This is a genomic window from Nostoc paludosum FACHB-159 (assembly GCF_014698835.1).
GTDB classification, from domain to species: Bacteria; Cyanobacteriota; Cyanobacteriia; order Cyanobacteriales; family Nostocaceae; genus Nostoc; species Nostoc paludosum.
In genome coordinates this window covers 13053-38086 of sequence record NZ_JACJTU010000051.1, presented here as the reverse complement: position 1 = coordinate 38086, position 25034 = coordinate 13053, and the positions used below count along the sequence as shown (strand labels likewise).

Annotated in this window: 22 protein-coding genes; 12 read left to right on the top strand and 10 right to left on the bottom strand. The window is 39.6% G+C overall.

Features of this window, described 5'->3' with window-relative positions:
• The first annotated feature begins 3 nt into the window (after positions 1 to 3).
• The 3 genes from H6H03_RS31825 to H6H03_RS31815 all read left to right on the top strand — a co-directional run bounded on the left by H6H03_RS31825 (position 4) and on the right by H6H03_RS31815 (position 3172).
• Positions 4 to 699, top strand: coding sequence for a glutathione S-transferase family protein (locus H6H03_RS31825; RefSeq protein WP_190959036.1), 696 nt, complete (start codon positions 4 to 6; stop codon positions 697 to 699).
• Between the two features lie 123 nt (positions 700 to 822).
• The gene (locus H6H03_RS31820; RefSeq protein WP_190959035.1) at positions 823 to 1887 is read left to right on the top strand and encodes a methyltransferase; all 1065 of its coding nucleotides are present in this window, start codon (positions 823 to 825) and stop codon (positions 1885 to 1887) included.
• 19 nt (positions 1888 to 1906) lie between these two features.
• A complete protein-coding gene (locus H6H03_RS31815; protein WP_190959034.1) occupies positions 1907 to 3172 on the top strand; it encodes a cytochrome P450 in 1266 nt (421 codons plus the stop codon).
• 622 nt (positions 3173 to 3794) lie between these two features.
• Here the strand turns inward: H6H03_RS31815 and H6H03_RS31810 are convergent.
• On the bottom strand, positions 3795 to 4121 hold the full coding sequence (locus H6H03_RS31810) for an ArsR/SmtB family transcription factor (RefSeq protein ID WP_190959033.1): 327 nt from the start codon (positions 4119 to 4121) through the stop codon (positions 3795 to 3797).
• 318 nt (positions 4122 to 4439) lie between these two features.
• Here H6H03_RS31810 and H6H03_RS31805 point away from each other — a divergent pair, with 318 nt between their 5' ends.
• Both H6H03_RS31805 and H6H03_RS41565 read left to right on the top strand, forming a co-directional pair.
• Positions 4440 to 4844: a DUF4112 domain-containing protein gene (locus H6H03_RS31805; RefSeq protein ID WP_190959032.1), complete on the top strand. Its 405-nt coding sequence runs from the start codon at positions 4440 to 4442 to the stop codon at positions 4842 to 4844.
• 323 nt (positions 4845 to 5167) lie between these two features.
• Complete coding sequence (locus H6H03_RS41565; protein WP_277926211.1) at positions 5168 to 5290, top strand: hypothetical protein; 123 nt, start codon at positions 5168 to 5170, stop codon at positions 5288 to 5290.
• Positions 5291 to 5391: 101 nt separating this feature from the next.
• Here the strand turns inward: H6H03_RS41565 and H6H03_RS31800 are convergent, their stop codons facing one another.
• Positions 5392 to 6150, bottom strand: a complete 759-nt coding sequence (locus H6H03_RS31800) for a circadian clock KaiB family protein (protein WP_190959031.1) — start codon at positions 6148 to 6150, stop codon at positions 5392 to 5394.
• Between the two features lie 90 nt (positions 6151 to 6240).
• Here H6H03_RS31800 and H6H03_RS31795 point away from each other — a divergent pair, with 90 nt between their 5' ends.
• The gene (locus tag H6H03_RS31795) at positions 6241 to 6465 is read left to right on the top strand and encodes a hypothetical protein (RefSeq protein WP_190959030.1); all 225 of its coding nucleotides are present in this window, start codon (positions 6241 to 6243) and stop codon (positions 6463 to 6465) included.
• Here H6H03_RS31795 and H6H03_RS31790 read toward each other — a convergent pair.
• Positions 6428 to 7717: a type IV pilus twitching motility protein PilT gene (locus H6H03_RS31790; RefSeq protein ID WP_190959029.1), complete on the bottom strand. Its 1290-nt coding sequence runs from the start codon at positions 7715 to 7717 to the stop codon at positions 6428 to 6430. The genes H6H03_RS31795 and H6H03_RS31790 overlap by 38 nt on opposite strands.
• Before the next feature lie 732 nt (positions 7718 to 8449).
• Between H6H03_RS31790 and H6H03_RS31785 the strand changes: the two genes are divergently transcribed.
• A complete protein-coding gene (locus tag H6H03_RS31785) occupies positions 8450 to 8824 on the top strand; it encodes a hypothetical protein (RefSeq protein ID WP_190959028.1) in 375 nt (124 codons plus the stop codon).
• 366 nt (positions 8825 to 9190) lie between these two features.
• Positions 9191 to 10303 carry a non-hydrolyzing UDP-N-acetylglucosamine 2-epimerase gene (gene wecB, locus H6H03_RS31780; protein WP_190959027.1) on the top strand — a complete coding sequence of 371 codons (1113 nt, stop codon included), beginning with the start codon at positions 9191 to 9193 and terminating at the stop codon, positions 10301 to 10303.
• Positions 10304 to 10722: 419 nt separating this feature from the next.
• Here the strand turns inward: wecB and H6H03_RS31775 are convergent, their stop codons facing one another.
• The 6 genes from H6H03_RS31775 to H6H03_RS31750 form a co-directional block, all read right to left on the bottom strand.
• Positions 10723 to 11406 (bottom strand): peptidoglycan-binding domain-containing protein, encoded by a 684-nt coding sequence (locus tag H6H03_RS31775; protein ID WP_190959026.1) that lies wholly within the window; start codon positions 11404 to 11406, stop codon positions 10723 to 10725.
• Between the two features lie 422 nt (positions 11407 to 11828).
• The gene (locus H6H03_RS31770) at positions 11829 to 14762 is read right to left on the bottom strand and encodes a PAS domain S-box protein (RefSeq protein WP_190959025.1); all 2934 of its coding nucleotides are present in this window, start codon (positions 14760 to 14762) and stop codon (positions 11829 to 11831) included.
• Positions 14763 to 15134: 372 nt separating this feature from the next.
• Positions 15135 to 15494 (bottom strand): circadian clock KaiB family protein, encoded by a 360-nt coding sequence (locus H6H03_RS31765; RefSeq protein ID WP_190959024.1) that lies wholly within the window; start codon positions 15492 to 15494, stop codon positions 15135 to 15137.
• Between the two features lie 19 nt (positions 15495 to 15513).
• Positions 15514 to 15834: a circadian clock KaiB family protein gene (locus H6H03_RS31760; protein WP_190959023.1), complete on the bottom strand. Its 321-nt coding sequence runs from the start codon at positions 15832 to 15834 to the stop codon at positions 15514 to 15516.
• 21 nt (positions 15835 to 15855) lie between these two features.
• On the bottom strand, positions 15856 to 17568 hold the full coding sequence (kaiC, locus tag H6H03_RS31755; protein ID WP_190959022.1) for a circadian clock protein KaiC: 1713 nt from the start codon (positions 17566 to 17568) through the stop codon (positions 15856 to 15858).
• A gap of 148 nt (positions 17569 to 17716) precedes the next feature.
• A complete protein-coding gene (locus H6H03_RS31750; protein ID WP_313931974.1) occupies positions 17717 to 20119 on the bottom strand; it encodes a response regulator in 2403 nt (800 codons plus the stop codon).
• Positions 20120 to 20448: 329 nt separating this feature from the next.
• On the opposite strand from H6H03_RS31750, the gene H6H03_RS31745 reads away from it, so the two are divergent.
• The 4 genes from H6H03_RS31745 to H6H03_RS31730 all read left to right on the top strand — a co-directional run bounded on the left by H6H03_RS31745 (position 20449) and on the right by H6H03_RS31730 (position 23707).
• Positions 20449 to 20847, top strand: a complete 399-nt coding sequence (locus H6H03_RS31745) for a response regulator (RefSeq protein ID WP_190959021.1) — start codon at positions 20449 to 20451, stop codon at positions 20845 to 20847.
• A 504-nt stretch (positions 20848 to 21351) separates the two neighbouring features.
• Positions 21352 to 21672, top strand: a complete 321-nt coding sequence (locus tag H6H03_RS31740) for an MFS transporter (RefSeq protein ID WP_190959020.1) — start codon at positions 21352 to 21354, stop codon at positions 21670 to 21672.
• 66 nt (positions 21673 to 21738) lie between these two features.
• Complete coding sequence (locus H6H03_RS31735; protein WP_190959019.1) at positions 21739 to 22776, top strand: NADP(H)-dependent aldo-keto reductase; 1038 nt, start codon at positions 21739 to 21741, stop codon at positions 22774 to 22776.
• A gap of 259 nt (positions 22777 to 23035) precedes the next feature.
• Positions 23036 to 23707, top strand: coding sequence for a glutathione S-transferase family protein (locus H6H03_RS31730; RefSeq protein ID WP_190959018.1), 672 nt, complete (start codon positions 23036 to 23038; stop codon positions 23705 to 23707).
• A gap of 103 nt (positions 23708 to 23810) precedes the next feature.
• On the opposite strand, the gene H6H03_RS31725 is transcribed toward H6H03_RS31730, so the two are convergent.
• On the bottom strand, positions 23811 to 24704 hold the full coding sequence (locus H6H03_RS31725; protein WP_190959017.1) for a M23 family metallopeptidase: 894 nt from the start codon (positions 24702 to 24704) through the stop codon (positions 23811 to 23813).
• Between the last annotated feature and the right edge of the window lie 330 nt (positions 24705 to 25034).

Sequence of the window (25034 nt, the reverse complement as noted above, 5' to 3'; positions counted from 1 at the left end):
TATATGAAGCTCTACTATGCCCCGGCTTCATCCTACTCCCAGCGAGTCCTCATCGCCCTCTACGAGAAGAACATAGATTTTATACCCATCCAGGTGAATCTTTTCGAGGCGCGATCGCGCGAAGATTACATACAAATCAACCCCTTTGCTAAAATTCCAACGCTAATCGCAGACTCTGGGCAAGTACTTTTTGAGGCTTGTATCATCATTGAATATCTTGACGAAGACTTTAAAAACGAACCTCGTCTGATTCCTGATGACTCGAACCTGGCTTTAGAAGTCCGTTTCTGGGAGCGAATTCTGGATGTATACATCAATTCGGGACGCGAGGCGCTGTTTGCCGATACCCAACGTCCGGCCGAGGAGCGAGGCAATAAAGAGGTTCTCAAAGCAAAGCGGCTATTGGAGACGGCTTGCACTCTCCTAGATGCGCGGCTTCAGGGGCGTACTTGGCTGGTGGGCGAACAGTTTTCCTTAGCCGACTGTGCAGCAGCCCCGATTTTAGCCTACCTACGTATGGTTTACAACTACCAGCACCTGCCTCTGCTAACAGATTACGTTAGGCGTCTTGAGTCCAGGCCATCTGTAGCGCAGGTACAGCATCAGGGGAATGAGCAGATGAAGCAGATGCTAGCTACGTTAAAGTATCCACTTGATTTAGTGCCTATTGATACTTATAGAACCAGTGTTATTGCATGATTAACGGAAATTCTGAGTTTTTGAGTAAAAGCTAACGCTATTTTTAGGCTAAAAGACAAATACATTTTCTCAAAATTTTCCAGATATAATTCATTCCCAAAATTGGTTTTAGGAGAAATAATTATGTTGTCAACAGCTATTGTTCAAACAAACATCAACAATCAAAAAGACGCCACGCCGCCTTCAGCAATAATAATGCAAATGCTGAACAGTCATTACCTAACTCAAGGAATTTACGTAGCAGCAAAACTGGGTATTGCTGATTTACTCAAAGATGAGGCAAAAAGCATTGACGATCTAGCCAAGTATGTAGAAGTTGATGCCCAATCTTTATATAGATTACTACGCGCCCTAGCAAGTCATGGTATCTTTGCCGAGATTGATAATTACTACTTTGAATTGACACCACTGGCAAAATGTCTTCAGACAGACACTCCTGATTCAATGCGCTCTGTGGCACTTTTGGAAGGTGAGGACTGGCTGTGGCAATCTTGGGGAAATATGTTCAACGCTGTGAAGACAGGAATTTCTGGATTTGAACATAAGTTTGGCATGAAGGTTGGTGACTATTTTGCTCAGAATCCTGAAGTTAGTAAGAATTTTAAACAAGGGCTGAATAAATATTCTGCAATCATCAATAATGCTGTCTTAGAAGCTTATGATTTTTCCTCATTTTCTTACTTGGTTGATGTTGGTGGTGGATATAAAACTCTATTGCCTACTGTCTTAAAGGCGCATCCTGCCATAACGGGTGTTCTCTTTGATTTACCATCTGTGGTTGAACGCTTCAAAGAAGAACATAATTTACAGCTAAAAGAACTTGTGGGACGATATCAAATACTAAGCGGAGACTTTTTTGAGTCAGTACCCAGTGGGGGAAATGCCTATATTCTTAAACAAATGATTCACAATTGGGGTGATGACCGCGCAATTGAGATTTTGCAAAACTGTCACCAAGCCATGCCTGAAAATGGAAAACTGCTTGTAATTGATCCAGTAGTTTACTCTAATTCTGAGCCATCTTTTGCTACGTTCCTAGATTTGCAAATGCTGGTAACTAACTCTGGGACACGTATTCGTACTACAGATGAGTTTGAAAAACTCTTTACGAAAGCAGGCTTTCGACTGACCAACATCATCCCCACCAAATCGCCATGCAGCATTATTGAAGGCAGTAAAAGCAGTTAGATAACACTAGGACTTTTGTATGATTGAAAGATTAAATCCGTTTCTACCTGAAGTCATCGCAGATCCCTACACAGTCTACCGTCGCTACAGAGAAGAAGATCCTGTTCATTGGGGAATCTCCTCTAATCCCAAACTACCAGGTGCTTGGTATCTCTTCCGTTACCAAGATGTGATGCAGGTGCTTGAAGATAATAGGTTCGGCCGTGAAGTTCGACGAATTCGTGAGGACGGCGAAGGCGCACCAGTACCAGCAGCTTATAAAGGATTTCGCTCGATGGTTAGCAACTGGATGGTTTTTCGAGATCCTCCAGACCACACGCGACTGCGTTTGCTAGTGAACAAGGCTTTTGCCCCAAGAGTGGTAGAAAACATTCGTCCAACTATTTTCAAGATTGCAGACAACTTGTTAGATCGGGTTCAGTTTCGTGGAGAAATGGATTTGATAGAGGAGTTTGCTTTTCCTCTGCCGGTTATGGTAATTGCCGCTCTGCTGGGTGTCGATCCTGCGGATCGCCCGTTATTCCGACAGTGGTCTGTGGCCTTATTGGAAGCTAGCACCTCACGTTTATCAGCAACACCAGAAACATATAATCGGGCCGAAGAAGCAACCCGATGCTTGATCGATTATTTCAGCACGGCGATCTCAGAACGGCAGAAACAGCCGCGCCAGGATCTGATCACGGCGCTGGTAAAAGCTCAAGATCAGGGCGACAAACTCAGTGAAGAAGAAGTTCTCTCAATGTGCATCCATCTGCTGACAGCAGGCCACGAAACGACGGTCAACCTGCTTGGCAAAGGCACACTGGCATTGCTACGGAATCCAGATGCACTCAAACTGTTGCGTACTCATCCCGAACTTATTCCTGCGGGAGTTGAAGAACTGTTACGTTACGACAACCCAGTCCAGTTAGTGACACGGTGGGCTTTTGCAGATGTCGAGATTGGTGGCAAACTGATTCGACAGGGGGACAGTGTGGGATTGATGCTTGGCTCCGCCAACCGAGATCCTGCAATCTTTCCAAACCCCGAAGTTCTAGATTTCCAGCGCCAGGACTCCCGACACTGCGGTTTCGGCGCTGGTATCCACTTCTGCATTGGTTCAGCACTAGCCCGCGCCGAGGGTCAGATTGCCTTAAATATCCTACTCAACCGTTTGCCCGATCTTTGCCTGATAGACGAGAAAGTTGAATGGACAAACAATATCGTGTTTCATGGGCCAAAACACCTACAGGTGGGCTTTAGTCGGCCTAATGTTTCCATTAATAGTTTTCCGCTTTTGGTCTAATTCCGTAATTAAAGTTAGTTCGGTATCTGATGCTACAGTTGCGGCGTTGAAATTAACTTCGATTAGACATGACTTTACTTGTTTAAATTTGAACTGTTCTGGTATGCAATCTGTTTTATTGGGGGTTATGCTTAAACTGCTGGAACACTTGTGCAATATAGATTTTGGCAGTTTTTGACCCCTATTTTTTATTCTTTGTGAGAAATCCGGGCTTAGTAGCCTAATTCATCTCTCAACAAGAGCACCAACCTGCACTTGATTCTTTTGGTGAGTTTGATACTCTTTGGCGATCGCCTGTGTAATTACATAGACTGTTTTCCATCACAAGCATCCCTAGTAGTCTGCCAAGGAAACTTTGCGTTGTGGTCAGCAGAGGAGCAAAGGGGCAGAGGGGCAGGGGGGAAAGACTTACTGCAAGTTTCTTCCCTGCTCCCTTGCTTGGCTCCACGTAGCAATTTTGCGTTGGTACACTACTAGCGCCAGAGCCAGTTTCTTGGTTGTTGGGTTAATTGACCTCAGTTTGCTGGATCGCATGAAAAGTATATCCTCATCATTTCAAAAAAAATTGATTTGTAAACTATTTATATCTATATAGTTGTAAATTAAGAGACTTAATATTTTACTAAGAGTCATAGCAGCGAGAAGCAGGTAATATCGGGCTAAAGCGACGGAACTCTGCTAAGTACTGCTCTAGAACAACAAATTGCGGCAGATTAAGGCTGTAGTAAATCCAGCGCCCTTCTTGTCTAGAGCGAACTAAGCCAGCTTCTTTAAGCGTTTTCAAGTGAAAAGACAGTTTAGACTGAGTAGTACCAAGATGTTCACATAAATCACACACGCATAGTTCTTGAGAGCGCAGCAGTTCTAAGACCCGAATCCGCAAAGGTTCAGACAGGGCATGAAAGCCAGTAGCAATAATATCTGGAGTGAGAGTGTAAGCGGAATCCATCAAGATTTATTTAAACGTTACTTTTATGTTAACCAAACTAGATTAGATTCAGTTCAATTTTTATTTCACTTTTAGTAGATAGCCTTAACTACAGCCGGCTTGAACTAAGTCATCAATCTCAAAAATCGCTCTTATATATTATTCTGTCACTACTTGCACCTCCATCAAGATAATCACTATCTCCACCAGTACTATAGTCAAAATCTGGAAATCACCACTAGATTGTGATGGATTTTTATTCATACTTGTTATTTCTAACGGTACAAGACAAATCACTAAAAATGGTGCAATTTAAGAGTAGTGCAAATATCGTAAATTATGGACGCTGCAAAACGCCTTGCCACTCTAAATCGCATCCGCAAACTCAGCCGCTTGATGGATACATCTATACGCATTCCTCTAACAGGTTTTCACATTGGAATAGACCCAATTATCGGTTTAGTTCCAGGTGCTGGAGATTTAATCAGTACAGCGTTTTCGGCTTACATAATATTTTTAGCTACTCGCTTCAGCATCCCACGCCAAGACTTAGCCAAAATGATTTTTAATGTTGGTTTGGAAACAGTTGTCGGTACTGTGCCTTTTGTGGGTGATTTGTTTGATGCTTTTTATAAATCCAATATTCGTAATTTGGCAATTTTAGAGCAACATTTAACAGTGGTTGAACCAGAACTTAAAGAAGTGTCTGATGAAGTTTACTCTCGTCAGTTCAGCGAAGTTTAAGTAGGAAAGGACATAGAGTTTTCAATAAAATCACTATTGATTTATCAAAAATAGCGCTCACTTAACTAGAGTGAAGCGCTAGTATTTTAATTAAATTCAAGGTAAAATATAGTGATATCATGTTCGATAGAAGACTTACCATTAAGACTGACGCGGAAAGATTTTAATAATAAGTAATTATCCGAACTTGATATGAAATCTATTCCCTAGTTGTTACTATTAATTAATTACAATTTAATTTTTTAGATTGCACTGCGAAATTTAAGGAACGCTGGACTACAACACCTGTAGAAAGCAGTCACTACACAACTGTGGGGCGGGTTGTGCCCATCAATACTGCGATCTTGGAGGTACGGGTGCGATGGGGCGATCGCCTGTCTGCTAGATTTCCTCTAAGAACAAAAGCAGCGATCGCTACCAATAATTCGAGACAAATTGTACAGTGAAAAATAAAAAGTCACTGTACAAAAATAAAGGGCAGAATTCCTAACTCAACAGTCAACACTCCCATCCAAGACGTTAAAACTGTTAACAAAACTTCAAATTTTTACTTAGTAGCTAACATCTGTACAATTTTGTCTAGACGATCTAAGTCTCCAACAATTCGGCGAATTGGGTGAGGCCAAACCTTAACAAGAGTAGGAGTAGCAGAAACCTGATTAATTTCTGCTTGTTCTGGATGAGTTAAAACATCAATCACCTTTAAAGTATAAGGGTGTCCGAGCGATCGCTCCAACAATTCGTGTAGATTCTGAAGGATGCGTTCGGTAGTTCCGCTATGCCCTGCAACAAACAACCGCAGGACATAGCCTTGTGTGGTTAATTGCTCTTTTTGTGCTATTACTGGCTGGCGATATTTTGGCACAGGTTCAGAAAGATCTAAACGTACAATTAAATCGTGATCTTCCCAAAGTTGCGGGAATGAGGAACGATAAGTAGATAGCACCATGCGATCGCACAATCCTTCTTGCCAAGGAGCTGCTTGCCATACTAACTCCTCTGTACCAAAAATGGCATTTAACAAAGGTTGATATCTCATCACAGCCGGATAAGCTTCAGCAAAAGTTCGCACTCGTTGAGTACGCGGATCTAACCAGTGGTCAATAGTGGCAGTATAACAAGGCACTAAAAAGTGCGGAGGTTCTGGTAAATCTAGAATTTCCTGCAAAGCAGAACACAAATGCAAATGCCATCGACCTTGCTTGCTAGGATCGATGCAGTAAATTAAATCTCCTCCAGGTGTAAATAGCGCAATGCCTTTGAACAACTGGGGTGTAGATAGTTTGTTTGTCGTCAAGTTATTCACAGGAGGCTAAGGAACTAAAAAGTAAAAAACTTTCTCTTTTACCTTTTACCTTAGCGATAACTGCAACCAGGAACACAAAGATATTTGAGTATGGGGCATTGGGCATGGGGCATTGGGTATTGGGCATGGGGAGGTGTGGGAGGTGTGGAAGGTGTGAGAGGTGTGGGAGGTGTGGGAGGTGTGGGAGGATGGGGAAGAAATCTTTCCCCCCACACTCCCCACACTCCCCCATCTTCCCAGTCCCCAGTCCCCAGTCCCCAGTCCCCAGTCCCCAGTGTTAAACCCGACCTCGGAGAAATTGTGCCATTTCGTTAGGAGTTGGTGACATTTCTAAGGCAATTTCTTCAGTAATGCGACCGTCTTGATAAAGATTGAGCAAGGATTGGTTCATTGTGATCATGCCGTCAAAGCTGGCTTGTTTCATCAATTCGGTAATTTCATCATATTTACCATCTTTGATCCATTCCTTGATTGCCTCAGTGTTAATCAAGATATCGTGGAAAGCAGCCCGCTTGCCGTCTGTTGTACGGCACAAACCTTGGGCAATTACAGCCACTAAAGACTCAGAAATTGCCACGCGCATTGCATCTTGTTCTTCACCAGAGTAGAGGTTGAGTATCCGCTCAATGGTTTTTACAGCGCTATTGGTGTGCAACGTTCCCATTACCAAGTGACCAGTTTGAGCAGCTTTGAGGGCAGTGTTGACTGTTTCTTTATCCCGCATTTCCCCCACCAGAATCAAATCTGGGTCTTCCCGTAAGGCTGCTTTCAAAGCGTTGTCAAATTTCCGGGTATGCATTCCCACTTCCCGCTGTTTGACTAAGGACTTACGGCTTTGATGGACAAATTCTATGGGGTCTTCAATGGTAATGATATGCTTAGCCATCTCTTTATTGATGTAGTCAATCATCGCCGCCATTGTTGTGGACTTACCAGAACCAGTCGGTCCGGTTACCAAAATTAAGCCTTTGTGATGATGACAAATATCCCGAAAAACTGGAGGTAATCTCAACTGTTCCATAGTTAAGATTTTCAAGGGAATCAACCGCAACACCATTGCAGGCCCTTTTAGGGAGCCAAAGACGTTAATCCGCACACGAGCAAATTCGTACTGAGTTGCTCCATCAAATTCTAGATGTTCTTCAAAGCGTTGAATTTCTGCCTCCGTCATCACCTCCCTCAACCAACTCATCAAAGTCTCTTTATCCGTTTCTGGATATTCTGTTGATTGAATTTCTCCTCGGTTGCGGAAACGGGGTACTTCGCCTACACCCAGGTGAATATCGGAATATCCTTGATCGTAAGCTTCCCTGATAATCTGTGCTAAAGTCAGTCCCGGAGGGCTACTTTTAGGGCGAGCTGAACTAGGTATTGGTGGTGGTGTACCTGGACGATGACCTGATACAGGCGCAGAATTAACAGCAGGATTAGCACTCATATCCAATGTTTGTGTCATTTGACGTTGCGTACTCATGCCTGGTGGTGGTGGTGGTGGTGCTGGTGGTGCTGGTGGCATATTACGACCGGCAGCAGAGTTAGAATTTAATGGAGACTGTGATTCTGTCATATATCTTCACATTTGGCAGTTCAGAAGTTGAATTAGTGAGAAGTCAAGTAACTTTCTGAGATGAGTTCTGAAAGACGCTGGCATATAAGCTCTAAGGGCAATGCAAGGCGATTGAAACTCTAGAACCACGGTCAATACATTTCATCCCCCTGGACTTGTATCTTTTTTATCGGGAATTTGACTACTCATAAGTTTTATAAAAACTATTTAGCCTGTATAACCTGGTTTAACACATGCAAGGCTACACGCTACCTCAGTAAATACTCTAAAATAAAAGTTCTATAAAGCACTAAAAAGCTAGAAAGTAAATATTCTAATTTTATTAAATGAGAAATTTATTGCAACTATCGAGTTTAATTGCTAGCAGCTAACAACACAAACATTAGCAGTTCATGAATTCAGCGAATCTTCCAATTATGAGAAGAAGTCCTAGTTTTTATAAGAAATGTTAAGTTGAGTCGGAATGATGCCCTGGGGATCAAACTTGAAAGCTTATGCCTTTTACCTTCTATTCCTGAAGACAGATGAAGTAAGCAAGCTTTTTGAATAAAAAGCAACTTGACTTTACATTCATAATTACAAAAAATTAACTGTAAAGTTTAGTAAAAAAATGCTCATTTTACTAATTAGGTTTTATATACTGAACTTCACTGAAATGATTCAGTTTATTCGCAAAAAAGCGTAAAAAAACTGAAAATTAAAACTTGCTGTGTATTTTTGGGAGGAAAAGTCATGGTTTCGGCTCAGAGCTCTAATCTAGGAAAGACCTACTCCTTGATGATGATTAAAAGCTTTTTAATATGGACTTTCACATTGGGAGTATGCTTGCTGGTTGTCGGTTTTCCATTAGTTGTTTTGATGGCTACGGTCGGATGTCTGTTGTCGATTGTTTTGCAATCTGTAATGCCTGTTAGTGCTGTTTTGCTGGTTGCAGGCGCTTTAGTGATGTTCAATGTTATGGCAGTTGTATTTGCTGCGGGTGTGCTAACTGCTAAAGGAGTTCATCCTAGCGATGTTAAATGGTTAAGCTGGCTGCATGGAGAGGCAGACCAAGCGCAGACTACTGTTTACGCATCTTGCCCTTTAACCTGTGAGATTAAAATCTAATCATTACAATTTAATTCGACAAACAGTGCGTCTGCCCGGTTAAGCCGGGTTTTTTCATTTTTAATAAAAATGTTGATGGTTGACTGTTGACTGAAGAGTTAGGAGTATTAGGTGCAGATTAACTCAGAATCTCTGTTAGCAAGGAAGTCTTTTCCTAAACCTGCCCATACAGGGATTAAGAATTATTCTCCTAGTCTCCCTTGTCTCCCCATCTCCCTCATTACATTTCGCCAGTGAAGCCAGGTTTTTTGATATTTTTTATGATTTATACTTTGATATTTATGGTTTGTGTGATGATTGGCAGTTAACTATTGACTATTGAGCATAGACCGTTGACCATAGCTTTTGACAAGTTACAACGGACAAATGACTAATCGAAAGCAAGTTTGCATTATTTTGGGTACACGTCCGGAAGCGATTAAACTAGCTCCGGTAATTCAGGTCTTCCAAAAATGTTCAGATTTTGAGTCCCAAGTAATTTTAACTGGACAACATCGCGAAATGGTTGAGCAAGTCATGGAACTGTTTAATATCAAAGCAGATTATGACTTGGAAATTATGCAAGCTCAGCAATCTTTAAATGATATTACTTGTCGCAGTTTACAAGGTTTAGAAGCATTATTCCACCAGAAAAAACCCGATTTAGTGGTGGTGCAGGGAGATACTACCACGGCTTTTGCCGCAGCTTTAGCAGCTTTTTATCAAAAAATTCCTGTTGGTCACGTAGAAGCAGGGTTGAGAACTGATGATATATTCAATCCTTATCCAGAAGAAGCTAATCGGCGGTTGATTTCTCAAATTACTCAGTTACACTTTGCGCCAACTCCTTGGGCTGTAGAAAATTTACAGCGTTCTGGTGTTTTAGGTGAAATTCACTTGACTGGTAACACTGTAATTGATGCTTTGTTGAATGTTGCAGCAAGCCAAGTTAGCTGTAATGTACCAGGCTTAGACTGGAATTCACATCGTGTTTTGTTAGCAACGGTGCATCGTCGGGAGAATTGGGGAGAACCACTAGAAGCGATCGCTGCTGGTTTTTTACAAATTTTAGACAAGTTTCCCGATACAGCATTACTGTTACCATTACATCGCAACCCAACAGTACGAGTACCATTACAACAACTTTTAGGAAATCATCCCCGAATTTTCTTGACAGAACCTCTCGATTATGGTGAATTAGTGGGAGCAATTGGGCGATCGCACCTTTTACTGACTGATTCTGGTGGATTGCAAGAAGAAGCCCCCAGCTTAGGAAAACCAGTACTCGTTTTAAGAGACACCACAGAAAGACCAGAGGCTGTTACAGCAGGTACCGCCAAACTTGTGGGAACTGAGAGTGCAAATATTTTTGCAGCTGCTAGCGAGTTACTCAGCAACCAAGCCGCCTATGAAGCAATGGCAAATGCTATTAATCCTTTTGGCGATGGTCATGCAGCAGAACGCATCTTGCAGATTGTTCAAAATTATTTGGGTCTTTGATTATTAACATCAATTTAGGAAGCTAAATTAAATAAAATCCTAAGTTTTTAATTTATTAGGGTGCATTCTTCAACACCGTCAGTCAATGAAAGCACTCTCGTATAGTGCGTTAACTTCATAACATGCTATATGAGAGTGCTAATTTATGCGGATATGATAAGTAGTTCAACTAAAATAGGACTTACGCGCTGAAGCCTGAAACCTAGATCCCCCCTAGCCCCCCTTAAAAAGGGGGGAACTTCTAAAGCCCCCTTAGAAAGGGGGTTGGGGGATCTGAATGCGTAATTTTTGTAAAAAATGTAACATGTAACCTGAGTTCGGGATAAGCTCAAACCCTGATTCTGTTGTGAGCTTCATTTAGCTGAAAAACGCTGTATCTCGTAGAAATAATAGAAAAATAGCCTTAACTCAAACTGACGTTAAATACCCAGAGCTAATCTAGTTTCGGGGCCGACGACACCATCTACAAGTAAACCTTTACTTGCTTGAAAATTTCGTACTTGACGAACAGTTTCTGGGCCGTAAATTCCATCAACTCTCAGGTTACCTAAAGCTGTTTGAAGGTCTCTGACAAGCTGACCTCTAGAACCAGGGGTGAGAATAAATGAACCACCAACCCCACCAGGTCTACTGATAGTCGGACTATTAGGTTTATCACCAACCCATCGGGCAAAAACATATCTACCTGTAGACAGCCTAGCAAAACCGTTTTCATACCCTTGAATTGCTGGAAGTGGCGTTCCATTTTTTACACAGTCTACATAGGAATAGCTAACGCTTGGGCCTGTACGAATACGTAGACAACTGCCGTTAGTTCTGACATATGCTGCTGAAGCTATTTGAATTTGGTTGACAGCAATAAGTAATACACCAACACCAGCTAAAGCTAACCAAGCGGAAGATTTAAGGAGTTTTTTCCAATTGAATTTAGACTTGAGCAAATTAGATTTGCTGTTTGTAGACGCGTGTTTTTTAGTAATAACCACAGAAGAAGATTTCAGAGGTTTTTGCCAACTAAATTGAGGTTTAGGAAGTTTATATTCAATGTTTCTAGATGCCTCTTCTTGAGCAATAAACATGTGAGAATAAGCAAGATATTCCATAATGCGCTCCTGTATATGAAAAAATGAGTGCTGACAGAGAGTTACTTGTTTTGTCTCTGTATTTATTCTTAGTATATTTTATAGCAATTACTATAAAAAATCTTTTACTGGTAGTAAAATTCACAAAAAATAAAATTATTAAAAGGCAATAGGGGAATCCCTATAATCAAAATTAAGGGATTTTAAAAAAGACGCATTAAAACATATAAAACATATACAGAAGATTGCAATTTGGTGAGGTACAGATCATCGTAGGGGCGCACAGCTGTGCGCCCCTACCCATGTACTTAATTTACCTGAAAAACGCTGTAGATAAGGCATCTCGTATCAAATGCTTAATTTTATCCCTAATTAAAATTAGGGATAAAGAGTCCGATTATTCGGGCAGGTTCTTTTCCCCATTGCCTATTCCCTATTCTTAATCAAAGAGGTAATTTCATGTAAAAACTGCTGCCTACTCCTACGGTACTTTCAACCCACATTTGTCCGTTGTGTTGCTCTACGATATTGCGGCAAATAGCTAGACCTAAACCCGTTCCCCCTTGTTTGCGGGAATCCGAGGCATCTACTTGATGAAAACGCTCAAAAATAGCTTCTATTTTGTCAGCAGGAATACCTCTACCCCGATCTTGTACCTTAAATAAAGCAGATGCAGTTTCAGCGTCCTTTGCTGGGATTTTTTCTACTGCCATACATACAGTAGAGCCTGGAGGGGAGAACTTAATGGCATTACTCAGGAGATTTGTGAGAACTTGAATAATGCGATCTTTATCAACTAACAACTCAATTGATTGAGGAGAAACTGATAAATTAATTTCAGCTTTTTGGAATATTATTTGCATCAAATCTGCTGCTTGTAATAATAATTCACTAGCATCAATTTTTTGCTTATTTAAAGTGACTCTTCCTGATTGTAATCTCTCTAAATCTAAAATTTCGTTAACTAATCTAACTAAGCGTTCGGCATTCTCTGATGCGATTTGAATAATGCGCTTACCTTTATCGGAGTCAAGTTTTACTAATCCTTTGGCTAATAAATTTAATCCTCCCTGAATTGAGGTCATAGGAGTACCAAGTTCATGGCTAACAACTGATACAAACTCGTTTTTAATTTTATCTAATGCCTGGCGTTTAGTAATATCTTCACCAATAGTCATAGTACCGATGATTTGCTCTTGTGAATCTCGCAACAGTGTATTGTTCCAAGCAATTACTCGTGGTATTTGGGATTTAGTGAGAAGCGAACTTTGATGGTGAGGATTTAATCCTTGACCTAACATTTCTAGAAACAATTTGTGTATTTGCTGTTGTTGGTCTTGTGGGATAAAATCTCTTATCCAATCCTTACCTAAAACTTCTTCTTGGGTATATCCAGTCAATTCTAAAAAGAAAGGATTGGCATATTCAACTTTACCTGTGCTATCAAGTCCTACAACTAACAACTGGACATTTTCTAATAAGCTACGCCAACGACGTTCTGCTTCACGCAATTGAGCTTCAATTTTGGTCTGTTGATTAATAGTTGTTGTTAAAATATTGATTAATCTATGTAGGTGTGTATTTGCTTGTGATAATTCAGCAGTTCGTTGTGCAACTTGAATTTCAAGTTCTGCTTTGGAACGTTGTAAAATTGCTTCTGCTTGCTTGCGATCGCTAATATCCATAACAGTACCAAGCATCCGTACTGCTTGACCTTCATCATCATAGAAAAATTTGCCTTTACCCGCAATCCAGTGCCGGCTACCATCAGGCCAAATAACTCTATATTCGTGATAATAATCGCATTTCTTGTTTTGAGACAATATAATTCCTTGCTGAAGTGCTTTTCTATCTTCTGGATCAATGCAACTAATAAAAGCTTTATAGTTACCCACAAATGTACCTGGTACTAGACCAAATAACTGCTCATGTCTAGTTGACCACTTGATTTTGTTAGTGAGCATGTTCCAATCCCAAGTTCCCATTTGAGCCGCTTCTAAAGCCAACCTTAAATGCTCCTCACTTTCTTTTAAAGCAATCTCAGTTTGCTTTTGCTGAGTTATTTCTTTCAAAAAAATTGATACACCATCTCCAGAAGGATAAATGCGATTTTCAAACCAACGCTGACTTGATGGATAATATACTTCTAACTGAACAAAACTTTTCTCAGTGAAAGCTTGAGCATAAGCTTGGTAAGAATGCTGTCTAAATTCTTCACTAACTTCTTGCCAAATATTTTTACCAATTAAATCTTCTGGTTTTCTACCAAAAATTTCTGCTGCTTTTTGGTTAACGTAGGTGTAACACCATTTACTATCTACAGCGATAAAAGCATCACTAATACTTTCTAAAATATTTGATAAGTGTGTTTTAGTTGCTTCTGCATCTGCACAAGCAGCTTGCTCGCGCATCACCATCTGTGCCATTTGTTCTTCTATTTGTTTGCGCTCGGTGATATTTGTCAATGTCACCACACTACCAATAATCTGGTTTTCTGAGTCTAATAGTGGGGAAGCACCCAACAATAAATCCAATTCTGTGCTGTCTTCTCGACTTAATAATACTTCTATTCCTTCAAAAGATTGACCTTGCAGTAAGCTAGATAGTGAAAATCCTTGTAAATTTTGCTTTTGAGATACTGCTTGCTCATGACTAAAAAAACAAGCTTCTATTTTTTGAAAGCTACTGCAATGATTACATTGCAGAGGAAATACCACATCAAATTGTTGAAATAATGGATTCTTGCCACACACTTGCTGTGCTGCTTGATTGGCGCGAATAATTTGTCCATTTCCATCGCATACAATGATTGCTTCAGCAGCTTGTTCGAGAATCGAAGTTGCTAGCCTTTCAGAAGCAACAATTTCTGCGTGAAGTTTTTGCTCCGTTAAATCTGTTACTACTAAGCAAGTCACTGTTACATTGTCTATTTGCAATTCTTTAAAAGATAAATAAACGGGTATTTGGATCTCATCATCAGTAATTAAGTTTAATTCACCGCGATTAGCTGCTGGCTTTTCTTGCTGAAATAACCGTCTAAACACCTGTTTTTCTAATGGTGCTATGTACTCTTCAAAATTAGAACCAATAATTTTCTGTAGTGGCTTTTTGAGCATCATTGCTAAATGGTGATTACAGTAAAGAATTGTTCCATGCTCATCTAAAGTCACAGCACCTTCGTGCATTTCTTGGACAAAAACACGGTAAGGATAATCAGCATCTTCCAAGGTGAAAACTCTTTCGCCTTGAGGGCTAGATATAACTAAAGCATCTACTTCACCCATTTTGATGGCTTTAAACATCTCTTCTAGAGTTTGTATTTGCTGACGTAGAGCTATATTCTCATTTTCAAGTTCTTGGACTGTTCTCACTGTCATCAACCTATTAACCTACAATCGGACATCAGAAAATTTTGAACAAGAAAGAATTCAGGAGTCACGAGCCAGAATTAATTTTAGAGGATGTTTGAAAAGTCATAATTAATGTATCAAATATTTTTTACCCCTCCCTAGCCCTCCCCTTGTGAAGGGGAGGGAACCAGATTTTCCTTGTTTCCCCCCTTTATAAGGGGGGATTAAGGGGGGTAATAATGCGATTAAAATCACACCAAAAAACTTTTCAAATAACCTCTTATATGACTGACGGATTGATAACCGATGAAATACCACGCCAAATTTAAAATTTTAAATTTGGTGGTCTAAAACTAGTAGCGAATTTAAATTTTACACTAATTGATTCTGAATTGTGTTTTAAGCAATATCTAAAGCAACGATTACTTTATCAACATTTGTCAGATCGCCAATTAACTTCTGTAAAGGTGGTGGTAGCTCTTTGATCAGAGTAGGCACAGCAAATACATGGTCTTTTTCTAAAACTTCAGGCTGTTGGTATATATCAATAATTTCAATTTCATAATGTCCTGACAAGTATTTTTCACAAATTTTTTTCAACATGGCAATAGCACGCATAGAACGGAGACTATTACCAGCGACATACAGACGTAAAACATATTTTTCTAAATCTTTTTTTGCTATCATTTTTTCAAATTCTTCTGTAGATTCTATAATCATCTCATCATAATTCTCATTGCTTTGGTTTAAATTATTCATGGCTCACCTTTGCTTAGATTTACAGAACATGACGCAAGTCCAACCCTACTAAAACTTTTTCAGTATTGGATAAATCTCCAATAATTTGCTTTACAGGCTCTGGGAGTTTTCGCACTAAAGTTGGGAGAGCTAGAATTTGGTCTCCCTTAGCTAATTGGGGATTTTCTATGAGGTCAATTACTTCAATGCGATATTTACCTCCAAGATGCTCTTCGCAAATTTTCTTGAGATTGGTAAATGCCTTTAGAGATTTAGGAGTTTGCCCAGCTACATACAGTCTTAACTCCCAAGTATCTATTTCTGCGCTGCTAGATTTATCTTGGTAATCTATGGACTCCATGATTAAATATCACCTTAATAATTAAGAGTCAAGTTGACGTAGTTTTGCTCTTTTATGTTTTTCTGCCATTAAAAAACTTTGTTGATTTTCTTCGATCTCAATTAGTCTTTCAATTTCTTTCTGTTCAATTTCAAATTGGGCTTCTATAGCTTGAATCTGCGCTTGCATTAAAAAACGTTTGCGTTCAATGTCACGCTGTTTTTGCTCAATTTTTTGCTGCTGGGCTAGGGCCGCAGCTTTGTCTTTCGCTTCTTGTACAATTCTCGCTGTACCTGTGAGTACTCCTTCTGCTCCTAGATAAACATCTAATAATTGCACTCCTTGATTTGTCAAAAGAAATTCCCGCACTTGGTTAGAGTGTGATGTCCCGCGAGATTTTAAGATATGAATTAAACGGTTGCGCTCACCATTGCTTTCTATGGCTCGTAGTAATATCCAAGTATCTGCTAAAGAAGAAACTCCTATTTCTGTATATTCTACGAAAGCACTATTACCTTCGTTTAAATTGGTAAATATTGTTGTGATGTTTTTGCTTTTTAAATAATCAATTAGGCGCATCATAAACGTTTTAATCTGAATATCATTACTGCCGAATGTGAGATTAGATATGGGGTCAAGAATAACTACATCAGGTTGAAATTCATTAACTATACTGAGAATATTTACGAGGTGCATTTCTAAGCCGTAAAACGTCGGACGTAAAGCTTGAAACTTTAGTAACCCATGATTAACAGCAGCTTCTAAATAAATCCCAATGGAACGCATATTGCGAATAATCTGTTGTGGAGATTCTTCAAATACGAAAAATAGGCATTTTTCTCCCCTTTGACAAGTAGCATCAGCAAAATGAGCAGAAAATGAACTTTTTCCAGTTCCAGCCGTACCAGAAATTAAGATGCTACTACCACGAAAGAAACCTTTTCCTCCCAACATTTGATCTAGGCGTTTGATACCACTAGAAATCCATTCGTTGGTGACTGAATAATCTAAGCCGACTGAGGTAATGGGAAGAACAGAAATCCCATTTTCCTTAATTAAAAATGGATACTCGTTTGAGCCGTGCTTAGAGCCACGATATTTAATAATTTGTAACCGCCGAGTTGAAAGTTCATTAACGACGCGCTGATCGAGCTGGATCACACAATCGGAAACATATTCTTCCAAGCCGTGGCGTGTGAGGCTATTGTCGCTACTTTCGCTGGTAATGATGGCTGTGACACCTTTGGATTTCAGCCAGAGAAATAGCCGCCGTAATTCCGATCGCACGATCGCCGCATTATCCAACCCACCAAACAACACTTCTAGAGTATCAATAACAACTCTTTTAGCAGCGATCGCATCAATTTCAAATCCTAATCTAATAAATAGTGCTTCTAAATCGTATTCCCCTGTTTCTTCAATCTGACTACGTTCGACCCGAATATGATCGATGGCTAATTTTTTTTCTTTGATTAGTTCTGCTAAATCCCACCCTAAAGAAGCAACATTTTCTGTTAATTCCTCGGCAGTTTCTTCAAACGCCATGAATACACCCGGTTCGTTAAACTGAGTAGCACCCCGCACTAAAAATTCCATTGCCATCAGCGTTTTGCCACACCCTGCTTTACCACACAGTAATACTGGTCTTCCTTGTGGCAACCCTCCAAAAGTAATTTCATCTATCCCTTGAATTCCTGTCGGGCATTTGGCGAGCATGGTTATTTTTGTTTGTGTATCAGTTTTTGCTTTATTCATGTTCAGCTAAATACTTATTGGCGAGAAATAACAATAAATACTCAGGATTGAAGTCGTTACTATAATCGAACTCACTCTTCCACGGTTAACCTATACAATTTTTGTGAAGAATTTGTGAAGAAATACATTGATTTACAAATCTCAAATTTTATGATGAGATAAATATCTGATTTCGTCCTGCTGCTTTTGCTTGATACAATGCAGTATCAGCAGCATGATAAAGCATTTCCACACTATGGCCATCTTTGGGATACTCTGCCATACCTCCGCTGAAGGTTATACCAAAGGTTTGATGATTATTCGTGTTAAATTTTAGTTTCTGCACAGTTTCTAACAAGTCATTGAGTCGTTTTAAGGCATTTTTTGAGGTGATGCCATAAAATCCAATGACAAATTCTTCTCCTCCCCAACGCGCCACGACATCTTCACTGCGAAATGACTGCTTTAGGAGTTTTCCTAATTCACTTAAAACGCGATCGCCGATGTCGTGACCATACTGGTCATTAATTTGTTTAAAGTGGTCTAAATCCAAAATTACAAAATAGAAAGGTTTACCTTGTCGTTGTGCTAAATGCAGCAATCGGGTGATATCCTGCACTGATTTGCGACGATTAGAAATTCCAGTTAAGGGATCGATTTCTGCCAATTTACGATGAATTTGGCTGCGTTCTAACCGACATAGGACACGAGCTACTAATTCCGGTTCGAGAATTGGCTTATGGATATAATCATCAGCGCCAGCCGCAAATACCTGTTGTACTGTCTGAGCATCTGTCTGTGCAGATATAAATAGCACAGGTAAATTGCTCCAACGGGGGTCATTTCGCACCACTTGACACAAATCGATACCACTAAAGTTTGGCATTTGTGCATCGAGAATTAACATATCGGGGGCCGATTTTTCTAAGGTGTCCCAAAACTGGCGCGGATCGTCTAACAGATAAAGTGTAAATCCCCAAGGTTCTAGTAACGTGCGGATAATATCTAATATTTGTGCGTCGTCATCTACAACCAAAAGCTTGCCTTCTGGTGCATGAGATTTTTGGAAAATAGAAGCGATCGCTTCCATAATTTGAGAGGGAAATACAGGCTTTTGTAAAAAGCTTTTGCCCCCCATTCTTGCTACTTTCACCCGTTCTGCGAAACTTTCTTGAGATGTAATTACTAATACAGGTACAGGTGGATGCAAGGCTGTTAATTCTGCCAGCAATGCAAAACCATTTTCTGCGGATTCTGGAAAGCACAAATCTAACAATACTACATCTGGTCGAGCGCAAACAATTTCTTCTCTAGCCGCAGATATACAATCAGCAATTACAGATTCGATTCCCCAAAGTTTAGCTTCTGTGGCTACTTGTTGGGCTAATGTGGTATCGTCATCTACAATTAGCAATCGATATTGCTGGTCTAAATGAGAGCGTTGAATTACTGGCTGTTGTTGAGTTTCTGTCAGTTGTTGCTCCAATACTTGGCGTAATTCTAAAATCAGTGCTTGCAGATTTTGTGCCTCTAGTTGACCTAGTTTTGCTTCTGATTTCAAAATGTTTTCCATCTCACGACACAAGCGGGTAGCACTATCAAAGCCGAAACTACCTAAAGATCCTTTTAAAGTGTGTGCTTGTTGCTGTGCTTGTTGTCGCAAATCTTCAGTTAAAGTGTTTTCTAACAAAGATGTTGCTGCTTGCTCAATGACAGCCATCCGAGCCGCATATTTATCCTTAGTTCGTTCCCAAATCGCAGCTAATTGCGAGGTCTTTTTTTGTTGATCCCTACAATTAGCGATGGGGACTGAGTGTTTCAGAAAAGAGGAAACTTGCTGCTGATTTGTTTTTTTACTAGCTGTTTTTTGTTCTGTTGCTGATTTTTTGAGTTCTTTAATATTTAACCGATACCCAAATCCATAGACCGTTTCAATTAAATCGCCCTTAGCTCCGGCTTCCCTTAGTTTGGCTCGCAAACTTTTGATGTGCGCTCTGACAGTATTTTCGGTTGGAGCTTCATCGAAAGACCATAAATTCTCCAGTAGAGAAATTTGGCTAAATATGCGTTGGTGATTGCGTAAGAATAGTTCTAATAAAGCGTATTCTTTAGCAGTCAGAGGCAAAAGTTTTCCTTGATAAGTTATCTGACAGCCAATAGGATCGAAGCGCAAAGCTCCTAATTCAATTATCGGCGTGGTTATGTCACTACTTCGGCGCAGCAAAGCTCTGATTCTGGCAAATAGTTCCTCCAAATTAAAAGGTTTGATGATATAATCATCAGCCCCAGCATCTAATCCAGTTATTTTTTTTGTATTACTATCTTCAGCTGTTAATAACAAAATAGGCGTTAGACAACCTTGGCTACGTAGTTGTTGGCAAAGAGTTATACCATCAATTTCTGGTAGCATGACATCCAGCAGAATTAAATCGTAAGCAGAGGCTAAAGCCATTTCTAAGCCTTTTTGACCATCATTGGCTACCTCGACTAGATAACGCTGGTCTGTCAGTTTTTTCCTCAGCAGATCGAGAATATGTGTATCGTCTTCTACTACAAGAATTTTCAAAGTCAATTTAGGTTAAATTCTCAGTTTTGATTAATATTTTGCCATTAGCGATCGAGCTTCACAACTATTTCACAATTACTATTTACTCTTTTGTAAGTATAGGAATCCGATTTGATTAATGAACATACTTGTGTCGGGAGGGAACAGGCAACAGCAAAGGAGACAGGTAGAAATGTACTGAGTTTTTTCATGCAATCAAATACGAGTCCTATAGAACAAAAGTAAGGCTTTTCGGCTTTTATGAAGTGAAGTAAAAATGTAAAGAATAACTAGTCTATTTTGAGTTAAATTTCCTGTTTTTTGCCCCAAAAGTCTGGTTAATGAGGAATAACAACATGACAAAACGAATTTTAGTAATTGATGACGAAGATGGTGTAAAGGAAATTATTCAAATCTGCTTGGAGTCAACGACTAACTGGGAAGTGTTAACAGCATCTTCTGGTAGAGATGGAATAAAAGTTGCCCAATCTGAGTATCCTGATGCTATTTTGTTAGACGTGATGATGCCCTACATGGATGGCCCAACAACTTTTAAGCAGCTACAAGCAATTCCTGGAGTTTCTGATATTCCTACTATTTTGGTGACAGCTAAGGCTCAAAGCTATGAACAACAGGAGTTTCTTGATTTAGGTGTAGCAGGGATAATTACGAAGCCCTTTCTTCCTGAAAATTTAGTAATTGATATCTGCAAGATTCTCAACTGGAATGACGTGGACTGTATAAACGAAAACTAACATTTTTGTACCTAACAAGCTAGGGCAGTTTTAGCGTTTGTATTACCAAGTGCCAACTTTCTAAATAAAGTTGTAAGTTGCGTTGAAACAGAATCTTCTTACTTCTTATTCACGTACAAATGTGTTCGATCGCGTTTGTACGTATTACCTACTCCCAGCTTACTATACTTTGGCTGCAACTTCGTATCATTTCATCGCCAATCACAAAACTAGCTTCTGTACTAATGCAAGCATTAGCACTATAAAGATTTATTAAGACTTAATTTTAGAACAATCTTAAGACTTTCTGATATACTACTGTAAATAGACTGGCTTACCGTAGTATGCACTCAGGCTAAAAAAGTCCATATCCACAAAAACTTCCTTAAAGCAAGTATTTTGTATTACATTTTTTGATTTTTTATTGCTCCGGCTTAGCTTACTTATGTGATTAATTTATGCAAGAATGAACAGCTACACTGCTTTAATACTTACTGTAGATTGCTTTACCGTTATCTCAGAATTATGCCTGTTTTTGCCGTTGAAATTCTGCATGGAAATTCTAGCACCCTCAGTTTATTAACGGGAGCATCGGGACTTAGAGCATTATGTAGCGGTATTTATTTGAGCTATGGAAGAAGTGCAATAGAACTTGAGAAAATTATTGCGATCGCACCTGTTATATTTGGCATAACACTAATTACTTTTTCACTCTCAAATAATTTTGGATTTTCTTTAATGACCATTACAATAGTTGGATATTTAGGCTGTATTATTAATTCGATTATTTTTTATATAAAACTATCAAAAATAGAAAAAATTATACTAAAAATAGCATATTTATGAAATAATTTTTTAGGAAAAATAATCAAAACACTTCCCTATCATTGAACTGAAAACTGATACAAGAATATGAAGTACAACCAACTTGGTAATAGTGACTTAAAAGTTTCTGAAATCTGTCTGGGCACTATGACCTATGGACAGCAAAATACCATTGAAGAAGCACACCAACAGCTAGATTATTCTATTGGTGAAGGAGTCAATTTTATTGATGCGGCTGAGATGTATCCAGTTCCTACAAGTGGTGAAACTTATGGATTAACTGAAACTTACATCGGCGAATGGTTAAAGCATCAACAAAGAGATAAACTTATCATCGCTACTAAAATTGCCGGGCCTGGTAGAGGCTTTAAATGGGTGCGTGGTGGAGCCAAAGCAATTGACCGTGATAATATCAAACAAGCTGTAGATGATAGCCTCAAAAGATTACAAACAGACTATATAGATTTGTACCAAATTCACTGGCCCGATCGCTACGTGCCACGGTTTGGACAAACGGTTTTCGATCCAACTCAAGTAGGCGAAACAGTTCCCATAGCCGAACAGCTAGAAGTTTTTCGCGATGTGATTAAAGCAGGTAAAATCCGCTATATTGGTTTGAGTAATGAAACTCCTTGGGGAGTCACCCAGTTTAGTAACATTGCCAAACAGCTAGGATTGCCCAAAGTTGTTTCAATTCAAAATGCTTACAATTTACTCAATCGAGTATTTGACGGACACTTAGCAGAAGCAGTTTATTACGAAGAAATTGGGTTACTAGCTTATAGTCCTTTGGCGTTTGGCTTCTTAACTGGCAAATATTTAAACGGCAAACCAGAGAAAGCAAGAGTGACTTTGTTTGAAAATTTTGGTCAGCGCTATCTAAAACCAAAAGTCAGCGAAGCAGTAAAAGCTTATGTGGAAATTGCCAAGCGCTATCAACTGAGTCCAGCACATCTAGCTTTAGCATTTGTGCGGAGTCGTTGGTTTGTGGCTAGCACAATTATTGGTGCCACAACACTCGAACAACTCAAAGAAAATCTTGAAAGCGTTGATGTAGTTCTCAACAAAGACATTTTGGAAGAGTTAGATAAAGTTCATTCTCTGTCACCGAACCCAGCACCGTAAGGGTGGGGAGATGAGGGAGACATCGTTGTAGAGACGCTGCGCTAACGTAATACTCGCCAAGGCGTGAGAAGCAAGCTATGTAATTCGTAGTTTTTGGGTTTAAATCTCCACCAAGAAAGACTTTCTTGGTTGTCTGGAATTAGTTGGAGTTTAAATGGCCTGCGTTATAAATTACGAATTAATTTAAAATTTGGGATGTTGGATTAAAGTTCAATTCTCAATACTGCTCAATAAGTCCTAATTTTCAAAGGAACTTAAAATGGCTGAAATCAAACTATACAGTGCAGTTGTTTGTCCTTATGCTCATCGTACCCGCTTGGTACTTCAAGAGAAAGGCATTGATTTCGATTTGATTGAGATTGATTTGCAGAATCGGCCGGAGGGCTTTACGAAGGTTTCGCCATATGGAAAGGTGCCGGCAATCACTCATAATGATGAGCGAGTTTGGGAGTCAGCAATCATTAACGAGTATCTAGATGAGGTATTTCCTAATCCACCGCTGTTACCCAGCGATCCTATTGCTAGGGCCCAGGCTCGTATCTGGATTGATTTTGCTAATACCAGGTTTGTTTCTGCTTTTTCTGACCTGCTGCGAAGTTCAGATGTCCAAAAACAAGAAGAAGCTAAGCAGCAATTATACAAACACTTGGAATTTATTGAAAACGAAGGTCTAGGAAAACTATCTGGGGAAGGCCCCTACTGGTTTGGTGAATCCATCAGTTTGGTAGATTTGACCTATTTCCCGTGGTTTGAACGCTGGGCTGCGCTCAAAGAGTATCGTGGCTTTAGTTTACCCGCTGAATTTACGCGTCTGAAACAATGGAAGCACGCCCTCAAAGAACGTGAGTCTGTAAAAGCGATCGCTAACTCTAAAGAATTTTACATCCAGCGATATGCTAAATACGTTGCACCTACTCCTGTTGGTGTTTAATCATTGACACTCTCGCCACCATACTCTTCAGGTGTGGTGGCAGATTCTTGCTTCATTTTATGTGCTATTTTCAAAAATCAAAGCAGATTAATATAGTTAAAATCTAAAAATTTTCAGAACGAATTCGACTGCCATTTTGCCACACTTCTACTCTTTGATGAGTGACTACATAAGAAAAACTACCATTATCTGCTTGATATTTATCTTTACCAACATTCCAAGCAGGTATTTTTATAGGCTGATTTGGGTTTTGTTTCATCTGCCCAATATAAAATAACTGACCATTTTCTTCGCAAACTTTGACACGAAGTTTTGCGGTCTCGCCTCCAATAATCGTAACTCCATTGCATTCAGTATTACTATTTAAAGGCGCAGAATTTATTGTAATTCCTTGTGAAGGTGAAACTTGCTTTGCTACTGGAAGTGTTGAGACTGGGCGGTTAGAGTTGCCAACTTGCTGAACTTTAGAAGCAGGAGTAACATTTGCGGTTGAGGATGCAAATAGACGAAGCGGATCGACTGCAATTCGACCTTGTGGATGAAATTCAAAGTGGAGATGAGGTGCTGTACTATTGCCTGTAGATCCCATCTCGGCAATAATTTGACCTTGAATAACTTGTTGGCCTTTGCTCACTAATAAACGGCGATTGTGACCATAAACAGTAACACTGCCATCAGAATGTTTAATACTTATGGCATTGCCTAATCCCCAATTATCCCAACCTGCTTTAATAACTGTACCGGATGCCGCAGCAACAATAGGAGTCCCGGATTCCCCAGCTATATCGATTCCTTCATGTTGATATTTACGAAAGCCTTGAGAAATAAAGCCTTGAGTCGGCCAGATAAAGTTATAAGCAGGGATGGAATTTTCTTGAGTTGGGGAATTGCTGACTAATTCTGTTAGGGCAGATGTAGTTGTACTTAATACGGTGGTTAAGGATATTAACCCAATTAGTCCATAATTACGGTATTGATAAAAATTATATTTTTTCATAAATTACGTTTTATATGAATTCAGGAGGCAGAAGGACGTTCGCGCAGCGTCCCGTAGGGAAGGCAGGAGGAACCCACCCTTAAAAACGTGGCATTGAAGCAAGGATATTTTATACTTATAGCGATTCCCAGTTAAGTGAGGTATGGAAAATGTTTTTAACGCAAAGGGCCCCAGAGTCAAGCGCAAAGGTACGCAGAGATTATTAGCAATGTATTCAGTACCCTGTTTTTATTTGTAAAAGATATGATTAGGCTTAGTTTGAAAATATTGTTTACTGTTGACTGTTGACTGGGAAAGAAATATTTTTGTGCCTTGTTTGTGGAATTTTCC